We start from the raw sequence: 16705 nt of genomic DNA on the forward strand, positions 1-16705 counted from the left end.
GGACCTCTCACTTGTAGACCCCCTGTTCGCCGAGGCGGTGGGCGACCTTGTTGGCCGCGTAGACGAGCAGTGCGCCGACCAGGCCCTTGAACAGGCCCGCGGCGGCGGCGAATCCGTAGTCGCCGCCGACGATGCCCTGGTAGTAGACGAAGGTGTCGATGACCTCGGCCGTCTGGGGGCCGACGGCGTCGCGCTGGAGCAGCATCTGTTCGAAGCCGACGGAGAGGATGTCGCCGAGCCGCATGATGAGCAGCAGCACCGTCACGGGCCGGATGGCGGGCAGGGTGATGTGCCAGAAGCGTCGCCAGGGTCCGGCGCCGTCGATCGCGGCGGCTTCGTACTGCTGTTCGTCGACCTGGGAGAGGGCGGCGAGGAAGATGATCGTTCCCCAGCCGGCGTCCTTCCAGATCACCTGCGCGACGACGAGCGGCCGGAAGGCGTCGGGGTTTCCGATGACGTCGACGCTGTGCAGGCCCGCGTCGCCCAGGTAGCTGTTCACCATCCCGGTGTCGCCCAGGACCTGCTGGAACAGGGCGACGACGATCACCCACGAGATGAAGTGCGGCAGATAGGCCACCGACTGCACGAAGCGGCGGACCGTGCTCCAGGTGAGGCTGTGCAGGAGCAGGGCGAGACCGAGCGGGACCGGGAAGTAGAACACGAGCTGGAGGACCGCGATCCAGAGGGTGTTGAGGACCGCGTCCCAGAACTCGGCGTCCTCGAACATCCGTTGGAAGTTGCCGAGTCCGACCCACGGACTGCCCCAGAGACCGTCGAACGGCACGTACTCCTTGAAGGCGATGACGTTCCCGGCGAGCGCCCCGTAGTGGAACACGAGGAAGTACGCGAGCCCCGGAAGCATCAGCAGGAACAGCGTCCGGCTGCCGCGTCCGTGAAAACCTTTTCGCTCTTTCTGTCGCCGTGACGGGCGACGTAAGGAGCGATTTTCTGCCGTTTTGCTGGGGTTCTCGCGCAGCGACGTCGCCACGGAGCCTCCTCCCCTCGGGGGTCGAGTGAGGTGAAGTTAAAACGTTTCCAGAGATCCGGTCAACACTTCTGACACAACTGGGAGTTGGGGGCGGGGGGAGCCGACCCGGGTCGGCAACCGCCTCGGCGTCCTCACCGACGCCGGCACAACCGGGCATGGAGCCTCCCGGGTGAATGCGCGGGCCACGGCGCGACGCGGGGGCTCAGGGCGGAACGCACAGCGTGGAAACCCTGATATGACGGTCATTCAGCAATCGACAGGCGGGGAGACACGGTGCTGACTCGGAGTACGGCGATGGTGTGCGCGGCCGCTGTGCTGGCCCTGGTCGGCTGCTCCTCCGGGGGCGGGAGCCAGGCGGAGCCGACGGACAGCACGACGGCCACGGCGACCGTCTCCTTCACGCCTTCCCCGTCCTCCCCCTCCCCCTCCCCCTCCGCATCCGCTTCCGTTTCCCCCTCCGACTCCGCCTCTCCCTCCGTGCCGGCTTCGGCGTCCGCCAGTCCGTCTCCGGTGCCCGTCACCAGCCCGGATCAGAAGCTGGTGACCATGACCGTCACCGGCGGCTTCGCCGGCGTGAACCAGGAGGTGGTCCTCCGGGGCGACGGGACCGTCCGCACCACCGACCGGGGCAAGACCGAGGTACACCACACCACCCCGGCCCAGTTCACGGAACTGCGCACGCTGCTCGGAGATCCGGCACTCGCCGACGTCCCCGCGTCGAGCGTCAACACGGGAGCGGCCGACATGTTCCAGTACACGCTGGAGTACGACGGCCGTACGGTCGTCACGGACCGCTCCTCCGACGAGCCCGCTCTCGACCGCCTCATCGACGCCCTGGACGAGTGGCTGTAGCCGACCCGTTCGTGCGGTAGCCGGTGAGCACGGCCGTGACCACCTCGGTGCGGGACCGCAGACCGGTGCGGGCGAACAGCCGGGACAGACGGTTGGCGACCGCGTCCTCGCCGAGCCGCGGCACCGTGGCGATCTGCCGGTTGCTCAGCCCTTCGGCGATCAGGGCCGCGAGCAGCCGCTCGTTCTCGGCGGTGGCCTGACTGCGTCCGGGGACGGTGATCCCGGCCTCGCTCAGGGCGGCCCTGGTGTGGAAGCGCGGCAGTGCGGCTCCGGTCTCGCCGAGTTGGCCGCGGCCTGGCTGGACGGCAGCCTGGCCGGCCGCGACCTGGTGCCGGGCGGCGGGTCCGGCGCCTTCTCGGAACGAAGGGCGCGGTGAGATCGGGAAAGGGGCGGGAAGGAGTCGGGAAGGGATCAGAAAAGGCAGGCGGTGTGGGTGTCGATGGGCACACCGAGCCGGCCGGTGTCCAGGGAGCCGTCGGCGTTCACCTTGAAGTGCCAGTCCGCGTCGGGAATGTAGCCGAGCACCAGCAGCGCGTCCGTCCTGCGCAGCAGGGTGTCCTTCCATCGCTCGTCGCGGAACTGGGCGGCGGTCACCACGAAGAGCCGACGGGTGTGCGTCGCGGAGGCCGCGACGCCGCCCTCTCTGCTCAGGTGCAGAGTCCGGAAGGACGAGGCCGAGGCCGCCGGGACGGGCCCGGTCGGCTCGGCGTCGCCGCTGGTCAGGGCCTCGTTCCGGGTGGCCGCGGTGTGCAGGCGGGCCGGCCGCGCGCCCACGCCCAGTCCCTCGGTCACGGAGGCGGTGGCCGCCGAACCCACCAGAACGACGTGGGCGAGGAGCCCGACCGGGCCCGAGACCAGTTCGGTGATGAGGGCCTGCGCCAGGCGCAGGACATCGATGTCATCACCCGTCAGGGCGATCGCCCCCGACAACTGCGCCAGGTCGACCAGCACCCGGTCGCCGTCGTGCAGGCCGAGGGTGACGGTCAGGGAGTACGGATGCGTGGGCCCGGCGCCCGCGTTGCCGGTCCGGCGCAGGCTGGCCGACTCCACCGACCACTCCTTCCCGGAGCCGTCCGCGGTCCAGGGCGAGGGCGCGTCCGGGTCGGCGTGGGCGAGCCGTAGCGTCAGCCGCCGTCCCGAGTAGACGACGGCGTGCACATCGGGCATCGGGCGCGGACCGTGCGCGCGTCCCTCGGCCACGGCCCGCAGGCCCAGGGCCACCGTCTCGAGGGCCTTCCGGCCGGTGCCCGGACCCGCGGTACGCCCCCGTCCGGAGGAGAAGTTGCGCTTGTCCCGTAACAGTGCGGCGGCGGCGCCGAGCAGCACCAGGCCGAGCACCACGGACAGGACAATGGTCGCGATCATGCGGCCACCCTTGTTGCTAGAAGTTGCTGAGAACTGCCAGGAGTCATTGGAAGTCGCAGGCCATCGTGGTGCGCCCGCCGCCTCCGGTGAAGCCGAACCCGCGAACCTTGCCGATCTGTACAGCGAGGTCACGGCGAGGTCGTGAAGGGGCGTTACTCGTTCACTCCGGTTCACTCCGGTTCATTCCAGTTCGGTCCAGTTCACTCCGGTTGGCTCCGGCGCGAAGGCCGGTCAGCCGCTCGCGCCAGATTTCCCTCGGCCGACGTACAGGCGCCCCGTAGCACGGATGTTCGCTCCCCACGGGTGGCACCATCAGCCTCCTGAACACGCGAGTCGGAGAGGGCGCATGCCTCAGCAAGTACGCGTCGAGACCGTGCGCGTGGCGATTCACGCGCCCGCCCCCTTGATCCGCGCCGGACTGGCCGGCTTCGTCGCGCTGGACCCGCGTCTGCGCGAACTGCCGCGCGACAGGATCCGGGAGGCCGACGCGATCGTGGTCGCCGTGGACGTGGCGGACGCGTCCGCCCTGGACCTGCTCCACCGACTCTGCGACAAGCCCGGCGCGCGCTTTCTCATGGTGGTGGGCAAGCAGTGGCGGGCCGACATGCCGACGGCGCGAAGCCGAGGCGTCCGCGCCGTCGTGTGGTGGGAGTTCTGCAGCCCGGACGTCTTCGCCCGCTCCGTGCGCGCGGTGGCCGGCAGCGACAGGAACGCGCCCTTCGCCCCACCCGCTCCGCCGCCTCAGGCACGGGCCTTCGAGCGGGCGGATCAGAACGCGCAACAGAACGCGGCCGCCGTCCGAGGCGGGACCGTGCCCCCGCTCAGCCCCCGCGAGGCGGACGTGCTGCGCCTGATCGCCGCAGGAAAGCAGTGCGACGAGATCGCGACGGAACTCTCCTACTCCGAACGCACGGTGCGCTACATCCTGTACGGCGCGATGAAGCGGATGCAGGTTCGCAATCGCGCTCACGCCGTTTCCTACGCCATCCGGGCCGGGCTGATCTGAGCGGACCGACGCGACGGCGGCGGTCTCGGCGGTTCATCTCCATGTCACTCTCCATGTCACTCTGCGTGTCATCCAAAGCCACGGGCCACGCCGGTCATTGGCGGTGACGCGGCCGGCGTGACAGGGTCGACGCGATCGTGAACGTGCAGTTGTCGAGGGAGAGTTCGTGGACACGCGGATCTGGGACGCACTGGTCGAGTCGATGAAGAACGCGTACGCCGCAGGGCTGGGGGAGGAAGGCGTGCCCGGCCCGGTCATCATGCCGCTGGTCCGCGGCGAGCTGGTCGGTCTGATCTGGCTGCGGCCCGTGCAGACCGGCCAGGACGCGGTCACCGGCATCGTCGAGCTCTCGAACATCGCCGCGGCGGCCGACGCCGACGAAGTCGTCCTCGCCTGGGAGACCCAGCACGTCGCCACCGCCTGCGCACTGCCCGTCGGCGGCCCGGCGCCCTGCCTCAACATGGTGCACGCCAAGAAGGACGGCCATGTGCTCCACCGGTTCCCCTACACGGAGCAGCTCCAGCCCGGCTCTCCCGAAGGCCGGGTCGCGGTCCGGCCGCACTGGCTTCCCGCGCTCGAGCCACAGGTGGGAGGCGAGCTGGTCGCGCCGATCCGGGCCGCAGTCGACTACTCCTTCACCCCGCTCGACCTGGACCACCCCTCCCCCTTCGGCGTCACCGTCGTCCTGATGGAAGAGGACGGCTACAGCGTGCGCCTGACCGAGGCGTTCGCTCTCTGACCGAGGCGTTCTCCTCATGTCCCGCACTCGACCGCCGACCGGCCCGGTCGACCCGACGCCGGTCGGGGCCGTCGGGGAGCGGGAGGCCCACCATGCTGTTGTTCCAACCCGCCCTCCCTCGCGCACGGGACCGGCTGGGACGCCCTCGACGCGGAGCTGCTGGAACTGCTCAGCGCGGACGGCCGTAAGTCTCTGTGCTGGTCGGCGGCGACCGGCGCGTCTGCCGGACCGCGACGGCCGGTGCGTCGGCGTCGTCCCGCTCCGACACCCGCAAGGCCCCCGGCCCGCACCCTCGCGACCGACGGCGGGGTCGGCCGGGTAATCGGCTCCGTGCCCCCTCCCGACGACACGACCTCACCCCGCCGTGTGCGGCGGCGTCGATCGGTGATTGGCTGTCCCCGGTTCCGTCAGCCAGTCCATCCACGGGAAGGCCCCAGACATGAGCAACGTCTACGCACTCGAGTACAAGGTCGTCACCTTCCGCGAGTCCCTGATCGGAGACGCCCTGGACAGCGACAAGCTGGAGAAGGTTCTGAACAAGCACGCCGAGGACGGCTGGGCACTCAAGGCGATCACGGCCGCCGACGTCAAGGGCCGTATCGGACCCGGTGCGGTCGAGGGCCTTCTCCTCACTCTGGAGCGCCCGCGCCGCTGACGACCGCGGGTCCTGTACGGCACGGTGAACGGCGGGCTCCGCAGATCACTCAGCACTCAGCGCGAGCCGGCCGGCGCCTCCTGACGGCGGCAAAGCCGTTGCCAGGGCGGGAGCGTGCCCCTACGGGGGCACGGTAAACAGGTCGACACTGCCCCGGCGCGCCCGGCAAAGTGGCGGCCCGTGACGAGCAGTGAGCTGTGGACCCGCGCGACCGCCGACCGCTACGACGCCGAGGAGACGGAGATGTCCTCGGCCGCTGTCCTCGAACCGACTCTCGACTTCCTCGCCGGACTCGCCGGAGACGGCCGGGCACTTGAGTTCGCCATCGGAACCGGCCGTGTGGGCGTCCCGCTCCGGAGACGCGGCGTGCCCGTCGTGGGCATCGAACTGTCCGAGCCCATGGCAGCGGTCCTGCGGCGCAAGATCGACGAGGACGCGCTTCCGGTCTCCCTCGGGGACATGGCCACGACCGTCGTCCCCGGCGAGTTCACCCTGGTGTACCTCGTCTACAACACCCTCTCCAACCTGCTCACACAGGACGAGCAGGTCGAGTGCTTCCGCAACGCCGCCCGGCACCTGGCGCCCGGCGGCCGCTTCGTCGTCGAACTGGGCGTGCCGCCGCTGCGGTTCCTGCCGCCCGGGCAGGTCGCTGTGCCGTTCGACCTCTCCGAGCGGCATCTCGGGTTCGACACCTTCGACCTGGTCGAGCAGATCCTCGTCTCCCACCACCTCACCCGCGACGGCGACGACGACCGCTACCGCCGCGGGCACTCCCGGCACCGGTACGCCTGGCCGGCGGAGCTCGACCTGATGGCCCGGATCGCGGGGCTGGAACTGGAACTGCGCGTCGCGGACTGGCGCAGAGCGCCGTTCACCCAGGACTCAGCGAAGCACATCTCCGTGTGGCGCAAGCCGGCCTGACGCGGGTGACGCTCGGCCCCGGGCGGTACGGGCGCCTCGTGTGACAGCCGGTATGCCTTTGCTCTGTTGGTCGGCTGCCGGCTGCCTTATTGGATTGCCGCAGGCCAGCCCGGTCGGATAGGAAGCTTGCATGCTAAGAGGAAGCAAGGTCGGGCTCAGGGCCCGGCACGAGGACGACATCCCGATCCTGCGGACCGAGCTCTACGACGACGTGGTCAACTCCTCGCGGTCCGAGGGCCGGCCGTGGCGGCCGATCACGCCCGGCTCGAAGGACTCGCGGCTCGTGGTGGACGACAAGGAACAAGGGCACGTCCCGTTCTCCGTGGTGGAGCTGGAAAGCGGCACGCTGGTCGGCACCGCGGTGCTGTGGAACATCGACAACCACAACCGGTCCGCGCACATCGGACTGGGGCTGCTGCCGTCCTCCCGCGGCCAGGGCTACGGCACCGACGTGGTCGCGGTGCTGTGCCACTACGGTTTCGTCGTGCGCGGCTTGCAGCGGCTGCAGATCGAGACGCTGTCGGACAACGCCGCGATGCTGCGCTCCGCCGAGCGCAACGGCTTCGTCCGCGAGGGCGTGCTGCGCTCCTCGGCCTGGGTGATGGGCGAGTTCCTGGACGAGGTGCTGCTCGGGCTCCTCGTCCAGGACTGGAAGCCGGACTCACAGAGCTAGGCTGCGGCCCGAACCCACGTCCGGGCCGGAGGTCGGCCGCCCACAGGCCGAGATGGTTCGCGGCACGAACCAAGAGCTTGGGTTCGGCCGACCCGGTGACGTACCCGGAGGCCGGTGGGGCATCTAGTACTCCATCCCGGTCCAGGAGCACGCCCTTCAAGCCGGCGCCGGCGTGTTCGTCGAGGCTCCGCTCGTCATGGGACGCATGCAGAGCCATGCCGGATCAGCCCTGCGCCTCCCGCTCGAGGCGGCTATGAATGTCGGCCACGACCCGTGCCGTCACCGAGTCCGCGATGTCATCGACCGGTCCTTCGCATACGACCCGCACGATGTCCTCGATCGTCGACAGCCGCACGGTCAACCGTCCTCCCACACGGGCGAGCTTCTCTCGTTCCTCTGTCACCAACTGATTCAGGCCCGTGGCCCGTTCGAGGAACTGTCGGTCCGGAACCGGGATATTGACGATCCGTTGCGGCCGGCGGCGCCAGACCGCGGTCAGCTCGTGGAGCTTCTTTCCGCTGCGATGCATGATCTCCAGCAGCAGTAGCCCGGACAGGATGCCGTCCCCCGTGGTCGCCCTTGCCAGGCTGATGACGTGCCCGTTCTGTTCGCCGCCGAGTGCGTACCCGTTCGCGAGCATCGTGCGCAGCACCGCGCGGTCCCCGATGGACGACTCGACGACCTTGATCCCACGGTCTGCGAGCGAGGTGCCGAGACCGCTGTTCGTCATGGGCGTGGTGACCAGTCCGTCGTGCGGAAGTCGGCCCCGCTGGTGCGCGTCGACGGCGAAGATCGCCAGAAGGTCGGCGCCGTCGACGATGCGTCCCAGCTCGTCCACGGCCACCAGCCGGTCGGCGTCGCCGTCGTGAGCGAAGCCGATCGAGCTGATGTCGTTGCCGAGTGCTTTTTGCAGGTACTCGGGGCTGGTTGCACCCACACCGCAATTGATCTTGTTGCCGCTGGTGTCACCGGCGATCTCGATCACGGTGGCGCCGGCCTGCCGGTAGGCCGCGGGGGCGATGGTGGCCGACGCACCGTTCGCGCAGTCCACGGTGAGCACCACTCCGTCGAGGTCGGGCATCTCGGCCACAAGGTGGCTGATGTAGATCTCGCTTGCGACATGGCTGTGATCCCGGATTCGCCCCACCGCCCGACCACGCAGCGGCGCCCACGGCGTTGTTCCCGCATGGACCAGTTCCTCGATGAGGATCTCGTCGGCCTCGCCGTACTTGTACCCGGCGTGATCGAACAGCTTCAACCCGTTGTCCTCCAACGGGTTGTGCGACGCGGTGATCACCGCACCGGCGGCCGCTCCGAAGTGAGTGGTCAGGTGAGCGACCGCTGCGGTGGGCACGACGCCGACGGTGATCGCGTCGCTCCCCGCGCTGCACAGACCGGCGAGGAAGGCCGCCTCGAGGAGTTCACTGGAGGGGCGCGGGTCCCGGCCGACGACCACGCGTCGCCGCGCCGATGCGGAGCCTGACAGATGAACGCCCAACGCCCGCCCGAGCGCCGTCATGATTTCGGGAGTCAGTACTGCGTTGGCGACGGCGCGAACCCCGTCCGTGCCGAACAAGCGTGTCACTGTGCGCTCCTGAGGTGGTGACGAACTCGGCGATCAGCGAGTCACCGACCTTCGGGAGGTTCGGGCAGGCCTGCGCCGGGTTCCGTAGCCCTGGGGCCATAAGCGGGTTGTATGTTGATCACTTGAGGGTGCCACGACGAGGTCCGGCAAATCAACGGTGAACATCCCAGGCCCAGTTGGCTACAGAACGGGCCGCCCCTCCTCCGGCCGGCCGACCGACCGGGAAGGCCGGTGCGGCGATGTCGAAGATTTCGCGGCCACCCTAGGACGATCTTGCTCAGCCCAGAAAGCTCAGCCGAACCTGACGGTTGACGTTATCGATATTCGTGTCCACCAGGCACACCGACTGCCACGTCCCCAGTTCCAGCCTGCCGTCCAGCACCGGCAGGGTCGCGTGGGGCGGGACGAAGGCGGGGAGGACGTGGTCGCGGCCGTGGCCGGGGCTGCCGTGGCGGTGCTGCCAGCGGTCGTCGGCGGGGAGCAGGGTGTGCAGGGCGGCGAGGAGGTCGTCGTCGCTGCCGGCGCCGGTCTCGATGACCGCGATCCCGGCCGTGGCGTGCGGGACGAAGACGTTCAGCAGGCCGTCGCGGCCCGCGGCCACTTCGCGCAGAAAGGCTTCGCACTCCCCGGTGAGATCGACGACCCGCTCCCGGGAGCCGGACGCCACGTGCAGAACTCGGGTGGTGAACGCATCTGACATGCCCCCATCCTGACCCATACGCCGGGTTCCGCACTCGCCCGACGGACCGGTCCGTGATACGAGGGGTCCGATCTGCGAGACGCCCGTTGACCGTGGGCATACGGTCTGGCTACGTTCAGCCGCATGTTGCGTTCAGCCATGCTCACCACGCGCGGTCACATCGACCTGCTGCGGGTGGCCTCTGCCGCGTGTCGCCGCGGCTGCTGACGCCTTTTCGCCTTCCCGCTCCACCCTCAGCCCCACCCCTCACGCTCACCTTCGCCCGCCCTACCCGCGCGTCCGGTCGGACCTGAGTCCACCGTGATGTGGCGGCGCCGAGGTGCGTCCGTCCGTCCCCCATCGGCCGCCGTCCCTCTCCGTGGAGCCTCCATGAGCATCAGCCATGCCCCGCCTGAATCCTCCGAGCCCGATATCTCACCTATATCCGTCTCGAAGGGCGACGAGCCCGCAAGCACCAGCCCCGGATCCGACGCAGGCTCCAGCTCCAGCTCCAGCTCCAGCTCCAGCTCCAGCTCCAGTCACAGCTTCGACCTCGAAGACCTCGAAGTCCTGCTCCCGCGCTCCTCCCGCCGTACCCGCGTCCCCCGCTGGCTGCGCCGTACCTCCGGCCCGGTTCTGCTCCTCGCGTTGTGGCGACTCCTCAGCACTACAGGCGTGTTGACCTCCGACGTCCTCGCCTCACCCGGCCGGATCGCCCAGGTCGCCGGAGATCTGATCTCCGACGGGTCGCTGTCCTCGGCCATGGGCACCTCGCTCCAGCGCGTGGCCGTGGGGCTGGTGCTGGGGACGGTCGTCGGCACCGGACTCGCCCTGGTGTCCGGGCTGTTCCGGGTCGGTGAGGATCTGGTGGACGCTCCGGTGCAGATGCTGCGGACCGTGCCGTTCGTGGGACTCATCCCGCTGTTCATCATCTGGTTCGGCATCGGCGAGGCCCCGAAGATCGCCATCATCACCCTCGGAGTGACCTTCCCGCTGTATCTCAACGTGTACGCCGGGATCCGGGGCGTGGACGCCCAGTTGATCGAGGCCGGCGAGTCGCTCGGGCTGTCGCGGTGGGGGCTCGTGCGGCACGTCGTCCTGCCGGGCGCGCTGCCCGGGGCGATGACCGGGCTGCGCTACTCGCTCGGCATCGCCTGGCTCGCGCTGGTCTTCGCCGAGCAGATCAACGCCGACTCCGGCATCGGGTTCCTGATGGTGCAGGCACGGGACTTCCTGCGGACCGACGTGATCGTGGTCTGCCTCATCGTCTACGCCTTCCTCGGCCTGCTCGCCGATTTCATCGTCCGCTCCCTCGAAAGGCTGCTGCTGCAATGGCGACCGACGTTCACCGGCCGATGAGCCGGCCGACGAGCCCCCGAACGGCCTGGGCCCCGCAGCACACGGCCGACGCCCCGCAGACGGTCCGCACGCCACAGGCCGTCCGTGTCGAGGGTCTGACCCGCTCCTTCGACGGCCGTGCCGTCATCGACGACCTCCGGCTGGACATCCGGCCGGGCGAGTTCGTGGCCCTCCTCGGTCGCAGCGGCTGCGGCAAGTCCACGCTGCTGCGCATCCTCGCCGGCCTCGACCGCGACATCGAGGGCACCGTGCTGGTGCCGCGCCGCAAGGCCGTCGCCTTCCAGTCGCCGCGGCTGATGCCGTGGAAGAAGGTGTGGCGCAACGTGCTTCTCGGTCTGCCGGGCCGGCCCGCGCGTCCCGTCGCCGACCAGGCTCTGGAGGAAGTGGGACTCGGGCACCGCTCCGACGCCTGGCCCAAGACGCTCTCCGGCGGCGAGGCCCAGCGCGCGTCCCTCGCCCGCGCCCTGGTGCGCGAGCCCGATCTGCTGCTGCTCGACGAGCCGTTCGGCGCGCTCGACGCGCTCACCCGCATCAAGGCCCAGCGGCTGGTGGGCGAGTTGTGGCAGCGCCGCGGCTGCGCCGTGCTGCTCGTCACGCACGACGTCGAGGAGGCGGTCCTGCTCGCCGACCGTGTCCTGGTGATGGACGACGGGGTCATCGCCCACGAGCAGGAGATCGACCTCGACCGCCCCCGCGACATCGCCGACCCCCGGTTCGCGGAACTGCGCGCCGGCCTGCTGCGCCGACTCGGCGTGGACCCGACGACCACCGAAGCCGCCTGACACCCCCTGCTCACCCTCCGCTCCCCCGTCCCCCCACCCCCCTTGCCCCCACTCCCCTGGCTCCCTCACTCCCTGCTCCCCTCACCGCGCACTCCCCCAGAACGGACCCCCATGCGACGACGCCTCGTCCCCGCCGCCCTGCTGCTCCCCCTCGCCCTCCTGCTCACCGCCTGCGGCGGGAACTCGTCCGCCAGCACAGCCGCCGGCAGCGGCACCGACGGCAAGGGCTCTCTCACACTCAACGTCGGAGACCAGAAGGGAGGTTCCGAAGCCATCCTGCGAGCCGCCGGAGAACTGAAGAACCTCGACTACAAGATCAAGTGGTCCACGTTCACCTCCGGCCCGCCGCTCCTGGAGGCGGTCAACGCCAAGGCCGTCGACATCGGCGGCGTCGGCAACACCCCGCCGGTCTTCGCGGCCGGCGCCGGCTCGAAGGTCACGGTCGTGGCCGCGTTCCACGGCACGTCCAAGGGCGACGCCCTCCTCGTACCGAACGACTCCAGACTGACCAGCCCCGAGCAGCTCAGGGGCAAGTCCGTCGCCGTGGCGCAGGGTTCCTCCGCGCACTACCAGCTGGTGGCCTCGCTCGAGGCCGCGGGGCTCAGCCTGAGCGACGTGAAGGTCAAGTACCTCCAGCCGGCCGACGCGCTCGCCGCGTTCACCTCCGGCAAGGTCGACGCATGGGCGGTGTGGGACCCGTACACCTCGCAGGTGCTGGAGGCGAAGCAGGGGCGGGTGCTGACCACCGGCGACGGGATCACCAACGGTCTCACCTTCCAGGTGGCCGCGCCCTCCGCGCTGAAGGACACGAAGAAGGCCGCCGCCGTCAAGGACTACCTGGAGCGGCTGCGGCGGGCCACGACCTGGGTGTACGGCCATCAGGAGGAGTGGGCCAAGGTGTGGGCGAAGGACACCGGGCTGCCGTACGAGGTGGCGCTGGCCGCGGTGAAGCAGACCTACTCCTCCCGGATCTCGGTCGCGGTCGACAAGCCGCTCATCGCCTCCGAGCAGCGGATCGCCGACACGTTCACCGAGCTGAAGCTCATCCCGCGCAAGGTGGACTTCGCCGACTTCGTGGACCCGCGCTACAACGGCGACCTGCCCGCCTCCACCACCGCGGCGCGCACCTCCTCGTAGTCGTCGGCGTCACCCTCGCCCCGGGAAGATCCACGCCCTCCGCACTGTTGGTAGAACCGTGAACGACATGCGTGAGGTCGAGGTGGTCGTCGTAGGCTCCGGTCAGGCGGGTCTGGCCGGCGCCTATCACCTGCGGCGCGCCGGTTTCGAACCGGAGCGTGACTTCGTGGTGCTCGACCACGCCTCCGGCCCGGGCGGCGCCTGGCAGTTCCGGTGGCCCTCACTGACGTACGGCAAGGTGCACGGGATGCATGCGCTGCCGGGCATGGAGCTGACGGACGCCGATCCGGATCGGCCGTCGTCCGAGGTCGTCGTCGAGTACTTCGACGCCTACGAGCGCGGCTTCGACCTGCGGGTGCGACGGCCGGTGGACGTGCGGGCCGTCCGGGAGGGCTCCGGCGGGCGGCTGCTCGTGGAGACGTCCGACGGTACGTGGTCCACACGGGCCCTGATCAACGCCACCGGCACCTGGGACCGGCCCTTCTGGCCGCGCTATCCGGGCCAGGAGACGTTCCGCGGACGGCAGCTGCACACCGCGCACTACCCGGGCCCCGAGGCGTTCGCCGGTCAGCGGGTGGTCGTGGTGGGCGGCGGGGCGTCCGGGACCCAGCATCTGCTGGAGATCGCGCCGTACGCGGCCGACACCACGTGGGTGACGCGGCGGCCGCCCGTCTTTCGCGAGGGGCCCTTCGACGAGGGCGCGGGGCGCGCGGCGGTCGCCCTGGTGGAGGAGCGGGTGCGGCAGGGGCTGCCGCCGAGGAGCGTGGTGTCCGTGACGGGGCTGCCGCTGAACGACGCGATCCGCGCGGGGCTGGCGGACGGGGTGCTCGACCGGCTGCCCATGTTCGACCGGATCACCCCCGACGGTGTGGAGTGGAACGACGGGCGGCAGGTGGCCGCCGACGTCATCCTGTGGGCGACCGGTTTCCGGGCCGCCGTCGACCATCTCGCTCCGCTGCGGCTGCGCGAGCCGGGCGGCGGGATCCGGATCGAGGGCACGCGCGCGGTCGCCGATCCGCGTGTCCATCTCGTCGGTTACGGGCCGTCGGCCAGCACCATCGGCGCCAACCGGGCCGGTCGCGCCGCCGTCCGGGACATCAGGCGGCTGCTGGCGGAACAGCCCGTCGCTGCCTGACGCCCCACCAGGTCACCTGACCGGCGCCGACGGGCTCTGCGGACCATTCTGGCGCTGCTTCTGGTTCTGTGGCTGGTTCTGTTGCTGGTTGCGGTTGAACTCGGCGACGTTGCGCAGGTGCTCCGCGTAGTCCGCCGTGAAGCGGGTGTCGCCGGGCTTGACCGTGACGAAGTACAGCCAGTCGCCCGGGGTGGGGCTGATCGCCGCGCGCATCGCCTCCTCGCCGGGGTTGTCGATCGGCGTCGGCGGCAGGCCCATGCGCTGGTAGGAGTTGTAAGGGCTCTCGATGCGGGTGTCGTTCGCCGTCGTCTTCAGCGTGGAGCGGTTCAGCGCGTAGTTGATGGTGGAGTCCATCTGCAGCGGCATGCCGCGCTCCAGCCGGTTGAAGACGACCCGGGCCACCTTGCCCATGTCGACCTCGGTGGCGGCCTCTGCCTGGACGAGGCTGGCGATGGTGACCGCCTGATACACGTTCATGGCGTTGCGCTGGGCGCCGGCGGCCGTCGGCGCCCCGTTGAACTTCTTGTTCGCCGTGTCGACCATGAACGACAGCAGCGACTGGGGCGTCGCCTTCTCGCCCAGCGGATACGTCGCCGGGAAGAGGTAGCCCTCCGGGTTGCCGTCGGCGTCGTTCGGCAGTTTCAGGCCGGCCTGCGGCAGCGTCTTCCGGGTGGTCCCCGCGGGCAGGGCGAGGATCTTGTCGACCGCCTCGTAGATCTGGCTCGCGCGCCAGCCTTCCGGGATGACCAGGGCGGTCGGTTTCTTCGGCTCCTCCCGATGCTCCAGGTTCAGCATCGGCACCGCCACGGCGGTGCCGGCCGCGACGGCTCCGGTCGCGATGAGGACGAGACGGCCCCGGCGCGTCAGTCGAATCGTGCTCCGTGGCGGAGTGTTCATCTGCATGCGGGCACGTTAACCCTCATATCGCAGCAAATGCGACATAACTTGGCATACTGTCAGCTCGTCGGCTCCAGTCGGGCGTCTCTGCGCACCAGGGCCGCATACCGCCCGTCCTGCTCCAAGAGATCCTCGTGCGTACCCCGTTCGGCCACCCGGCCGCCGTCCAGGACGACGATCTGGTCGGCACTTCGAATGGTGGACAGCCGGTGGGCGATGGTGAGCGTGGTGCGGTTCGCGGAGAGCGCGTCGATGGCCTCCTGGACGGCCCGTTCGGTGCGGTTGTCCAGGGCGCTGGTCGCCTCGTCGAGGATCAGCACCGGCGGGTCGCGCAGGATGGTGCGCGCGATGGCCAGACGCTGCTTCTCGCCGCCGGAGAAGCGGTGGCCGCGCTCGCCGACGACCGTGTCGTACCCGTCGGGCAGGCCGGCGATGTGGTCGTGGATCTGCGCCGCGCGCGCGGCCGTGTACAGCTCCTCGTCGGTCGCGTCCGGCTTGGCGAACCGCAGGTTCTCGGCGACCGAGGCGTGGAAGAGGTACGTCTCCTGCGAGACGACGCCCACCGCGCGGGCGAGGGTGTCGAAGTCCAGGTCGCGGACGTCGACGCCGTCCAGGGTGACCCGGCCGCCCGTCACGTCGTACAGCCGCGGCACCAGGTAGCCCAGCGTGGACTTGCCGGCACCCGTCGGGCCCACGATCGCGAGGCTGCCGCCGGCGGGGACGGTGACGTCGATGTCGTGCAGGACGGGCCCGACCGCGTCATTGTCCTTGTCGTAGTGAAACGCGACGTCCTCGAAGCGCACCTCGCCCTTGACCTGGTCGAGGTGGACCGGGTTCACGCGCTCGGTGATGTCGATGGGCAGGTCGAGGTACTCGAAGATGCGCTGGAAGAGCGCGAGCGAGGTCTGGATCTGCACGCCGGTCGCCAGGAGGCTGACGGCGGGGCGGAACAGGCCCTGCTGGAGCGAGACGAAGGCGACGATCGTGCCGAGGGAGACGTCCGGGCCGCCGAGTTGGAGGGTCACGCCCGCGGTCCAGTAGATGACCGCCGGCATGGCGGACATGACGATACCGATCACGGCCATACGCCAGCGGCCCGCCATGTTGGATCTCACCTCGAGGTCCACCAGGCTCTCGGACTCCTCGGCGAACGACCGCGTGAGGGAGTCGGAGCGGCCCATGGTGCGGCCGAGCAGGATGCCGCTGACCGACAGCGACTCGGTGACCGTGGCGGCCATCGAGGCCATCTGCTTCTGGCGCTGGGTGGTGATCCGCTTGCGCTCGTTGCCCACGCGGCGGCTGATCCAGACGAACACCGGCAGCAGAAGCAGCGAGACCACCGTCAGGCGCCAGTCGAGGGCGATCATCGCGACGATGGTGGCGACCACGCTGGTGAAGTTGGAGACCAGGGACGTCGCGGTGGAGGTGACGGTGGCCTGCATCCCGCCGATGTCGTTGGCGATGCGGGACTGCACCTCACCGGTGCGGGTGCGCGTGAAGAAGGCCAGGGACATGCGCTGGAGGCGGTCGTACACGGCCGTGCGCAGGTCGTGCATGACGCGCTGGCCGACCGTCGTGGAGATCAGCGTCTGCAGGACGCCGAAGACGCCGGCGAGGACGGCGCTGAGGATCATGCCGAGGGCGAGCAGGCTCAACAGGCCGGTGCGCCCCTCGGGGATGGCGACGTCGAGGGTCTCCTTCAGCAGGAAGGGAGTCGCGACGGAGACGAGCGACGAGGCGGCGACGAGCAGGCCGACGACGGCGAGGCGGGCGCGGTAGGGGCGGAAGAGTCGGAGGATGCGGCGCACCTGCCGAGGCTGGTCGGTCGAGGTGCCGGGAGGGGGAGTCCAGTCGATGTGGTCGCGGGGCATGGCTCCTACGGAGGGTGAGACGGTGAGGACTGACAGAGCATAGCTCATTGTTACCTATACT

The 16705-nt window shown here is 70.0% G+C and carries 20 protein-coding genes; 13 read left to right on the forward strand and 7 right to left on the reverse strand.

Annotated elements, in window-relative coordinates:
- Nucleotides 1–7: 7 nt before the first annotated feature.
- Together OG562_RS02835 and OG562_RS02840 are read right to left on the reverse strand one after the other, a co-directional pair.
- Nucleotides 8–862: a sugar ABC transporter permease gene (locus OG562_RS02835; RefSeq protein ID WP_266393226.1), complete on the reverse strand. Its 855-nt coding sequence runs from the start codon at nt 860–862 to the stop codon at nt 8–10.
- A 368-nt stretch (nt 863–1230) separates the two neighbouring features.
- On the reverse strand, nt 1231–1509 hold the full coding sequence (locus OG562_RS02840) for a hypothetical protein (protein ID WP_266393228.1): 279 nt from the start codon (nt 1507–1509) through the stop codon (nt 1231–1233).
- Between the two features lie 25 nt (nt 1510–1534).
- On the opposite strand from OG562_RS02840, the gene OG562_RS02845 reads away from it, so the two are divergent.
- Genes OG562_RS02845 through OG562_RS02855 form a run of 3 tightly spaced genes read left to right on the forward strand, consistent with a single transcriptional unit; the run spans nt 1535 to nt 2216 of the window.
- Nucleotides 1535–1840, forward strand: coding sequence for a hypothetical protein (locus tag OG562_RS02845; protein WP_266393230.1), 306 nt, complete (start codon nt 1535–1537; stop codon nt 1838–1840).
- A 35-nt stretch (nt 1841–1875) separates the two neighbouring features.
- Nucleotides 1876–2040: a hypothetical protein gene (locus OG562_RS02850; RefSeq protein ID WP_266393235.1), complete on the forward strand. Its 165-nt coding sequence runs from the start codon at nt 1876–1878 to the stop codon at nt 2038–2040.
- A 47-nt stretch (nt 2041–2087) separates the two neighbouring features.
- A complete protein-coding gene (locus tag OG562_RS02855; RefSeq protein WP_266393237.1) occupies nt 2088–2216 on the forward strand; it encodes a hypothetical protein in 129 nt (42 codons plus the stop codon).
- A gap of 35 nt (nt 2217–2251) precedes the next feature.
- Here the strand turns inward: OG562_RS02855 and OG562_RS02860 are convergent, their stop codons facing one another.
- A complete protein-coding gene (locus tag OG562_RS02860) occupies nt 2252–3205 on the reverse strand; it encodes a hypothetical protein (protein ID WP_266393239.1) in 954 nt (317 codons plus the stop codon).
- 346 nt (nt 3206–3551) lie between these two features.
- Here OG562_RS02860 and OG562_RS02865 point away from each other — a divergent pair, with 346 nt between their 5' ends.
- The 5 genes from OG562_RS02865 (at nt 3552) to OG562_RS02885 (ending at nt 7199) form a co-directional block, all read left to right on the forward strand.
- Entirely contained in the window at nt 3552–4211 is a 660-nt protein-coding gene (locus OG562_RS02865) for a response regulator transcription factor (RefSeq protein ID WP_266393241.1), read from the forward strand.
- 166 nt (nt 4212–4377) lie between these two features.
- Nucleotides 4378–4950 carry a hypothetical protein gene (locus OG562_RS02870; RefSeq protein ID WP_266393243.1) on the forward strand — a complete coding sequence of 191 codons (573 nt, stop codon included), beginning with the start codon at nt 4378–4380 and terminating at the stop codon, nt 4948–4950.
- A gap of 439 nt (nt 4951–5389) precedes the next feature.
- On the forward strand, nt 5390–5605 hold the full coding sequence (locus tag OG562_RS02875; protein WP_266393245.1) for a DUF4177 domain-containing protein: 216 nt from the start codon (nt 5390–5392) through the stop codon (nt 5603–5605).
- A 180-nt stretch (nt 5606–5785) separates the two neighbouring features.
- A complete protein-coding gene (locus OG562_RS02880; protein ID WP_266393247.1) occupies nt 5786–6526 on the forward strand; it encodes a class I SAM-dependent methyltransferase in 741 nt (246 codons plus the stop codon).
- Between the two features lie 130 nt (nt 6527–6656).
- Complete coding sequence (locus OG562_RS02885) at nt 6657–7199, forward strand: GNAT family N-acetyltransferase (protein WP_266393249.1); 543 nt, start codon at nt 6657–6659, stop codon at nt 7197–7199.
- Nucleotides 7200–7422: 223 nt separating this feature from the next.
- Here the strand turns inward: OG562_RS02885 and OG562_RS02890 are convergent, their stop codons facing one another.
- Nucleotides 7423–8775, reverse strand: a complete 1353-nt coding sequence (locus OG562_RS02890) for a phosphoglucosamine mutase (protein WP_266393251.1) — start codon at nt 8773–8775, stop codon at nt 7423–7425.
- A gap of 286 nt (nt 8776–9061) precedes the next feature.
- On the reverse strand, nt 9062–9484 hold the full coding sequence (locus OG562_RS02895; protein ID WP_266393252.1) for a secondary thiamine-phosphate synthase enzyme YjbQ: 423 nt from the start codon (nt 9482–9484) through the stop codon (nt 9062–9064).
- A 138-nt stretch (nt 9485–9622) separates the two neighbouring features.
- Between OG562_RS02895 and OG562_RS46180 the strand changes: the two genes are divergently transcribed.
- The 5 genes from OG562_RS46180 (at nt 9623) to OG562_RS02915 (ending at nt 13876) form a co-directional block, all read left to right on the forward strand.
- A complete protein-coding gene (locus OG562_RS46180) occupies nt 9623–9691 on the forward strand; it encodes a putative leader peptide (RefSeq protein WP_351286961.1) in 69 nt (22 codons plus the stop codon).
- Nucleotides 9692–9853: 162 nt separating this feature from the next.
- Nucleotides 9854–10822 carry an ABC transporter permease gene (locus tag OG562_RS02900; RefSeq protein ID WP_266393258.1) on the forward strand — a complete coding sequence of 323 codons (969 nt, stop codon included), beginning with the start codon at nt 9854–9856 and terminating at the stop codon, nt 10820–10822.
- The gene (locus OG562_RS02905) at nt 10795–11604 is read left to right on the forward strand and encodes an ABC transporter ATP-binding protein (protein WP_266393260.1); all 810 of its coding nucleotides are present in this window, start codon (nt 10795–10797) and stop codon (nt 11602–11604) included. The genes OG562_RS02900 and OG562_RS02905 overlap by 28 nt, the downstream gene beginning before the upstream one ends.
- A gap of 111 nt (nt 11605–11715) precedes the next feature.
- Nucleotides 11716–12741 carry an ABC transporter substrate-binding protein gene (locus OG562_RS02910; RefSeq protein ID WP_266393262.1) on the forward strand — a complete coding sequence of 342 codons (1026 nt, stop codon included), beginning with the start codon at nt 11716–11718 and terminating at the stop codon, nt 12739–12741.
- 58 nt (nt 12742–12799) lie between these two features.
- Nucleotides 12800–13876 carry an NAD(P)-binding domain-containing protein gene (locus OG562_RS02915; protein WP_266393264.1) on the forward strand — a complete coding sequence of 359 codons (1077 nt, stop codon included), beginning with the start codon at nt 12800–12802 and terminating at the stop codon, nt 13874–13876.
- A gap of 12 nt (nt 13877–13888) precedes the next feature.
- On the opposite strand, the gene mltG is transcribed toward OG562_RS02915, so the two are convergent.
- Nucleotides 13889–14779, reverse strand: coding sequence for an endolytic transglycosylase MltG (gene mltG / locus OG562_RS02920; RefSeq protein WP_266393266.1), 891 nt, complete (start codon nt 14777–14779; stop codon nt 13889–13891).
- A 53-nt stretch (nt 14780–14832) separates the two neighbouring features.
- Nucleotides 14833–16644 carry an ABC transporter ATP-binding protein gene (locus tag OG562_RS02925; RefSeq protein ID WP_266393268.1) on the reverse strand — a complete coding sequence of 604 codons (1812 nt, stop codon included), beginning with the start codon at nt 16642–16644 and terminating at the stop codon, nt 14833–14835.
- Nucleotides 16645–16705: the final 61 nt, after the last annotated feature.

The sequence above is a fragment of the Streptomyces sp. NBC_01275 genome (assembly GCF_026340655.1).
Lineage (GTDB): Bacteria > Actinomycetota > Actinomycetes > Streptomycetales > Streptomycetaceae > Streptomyces.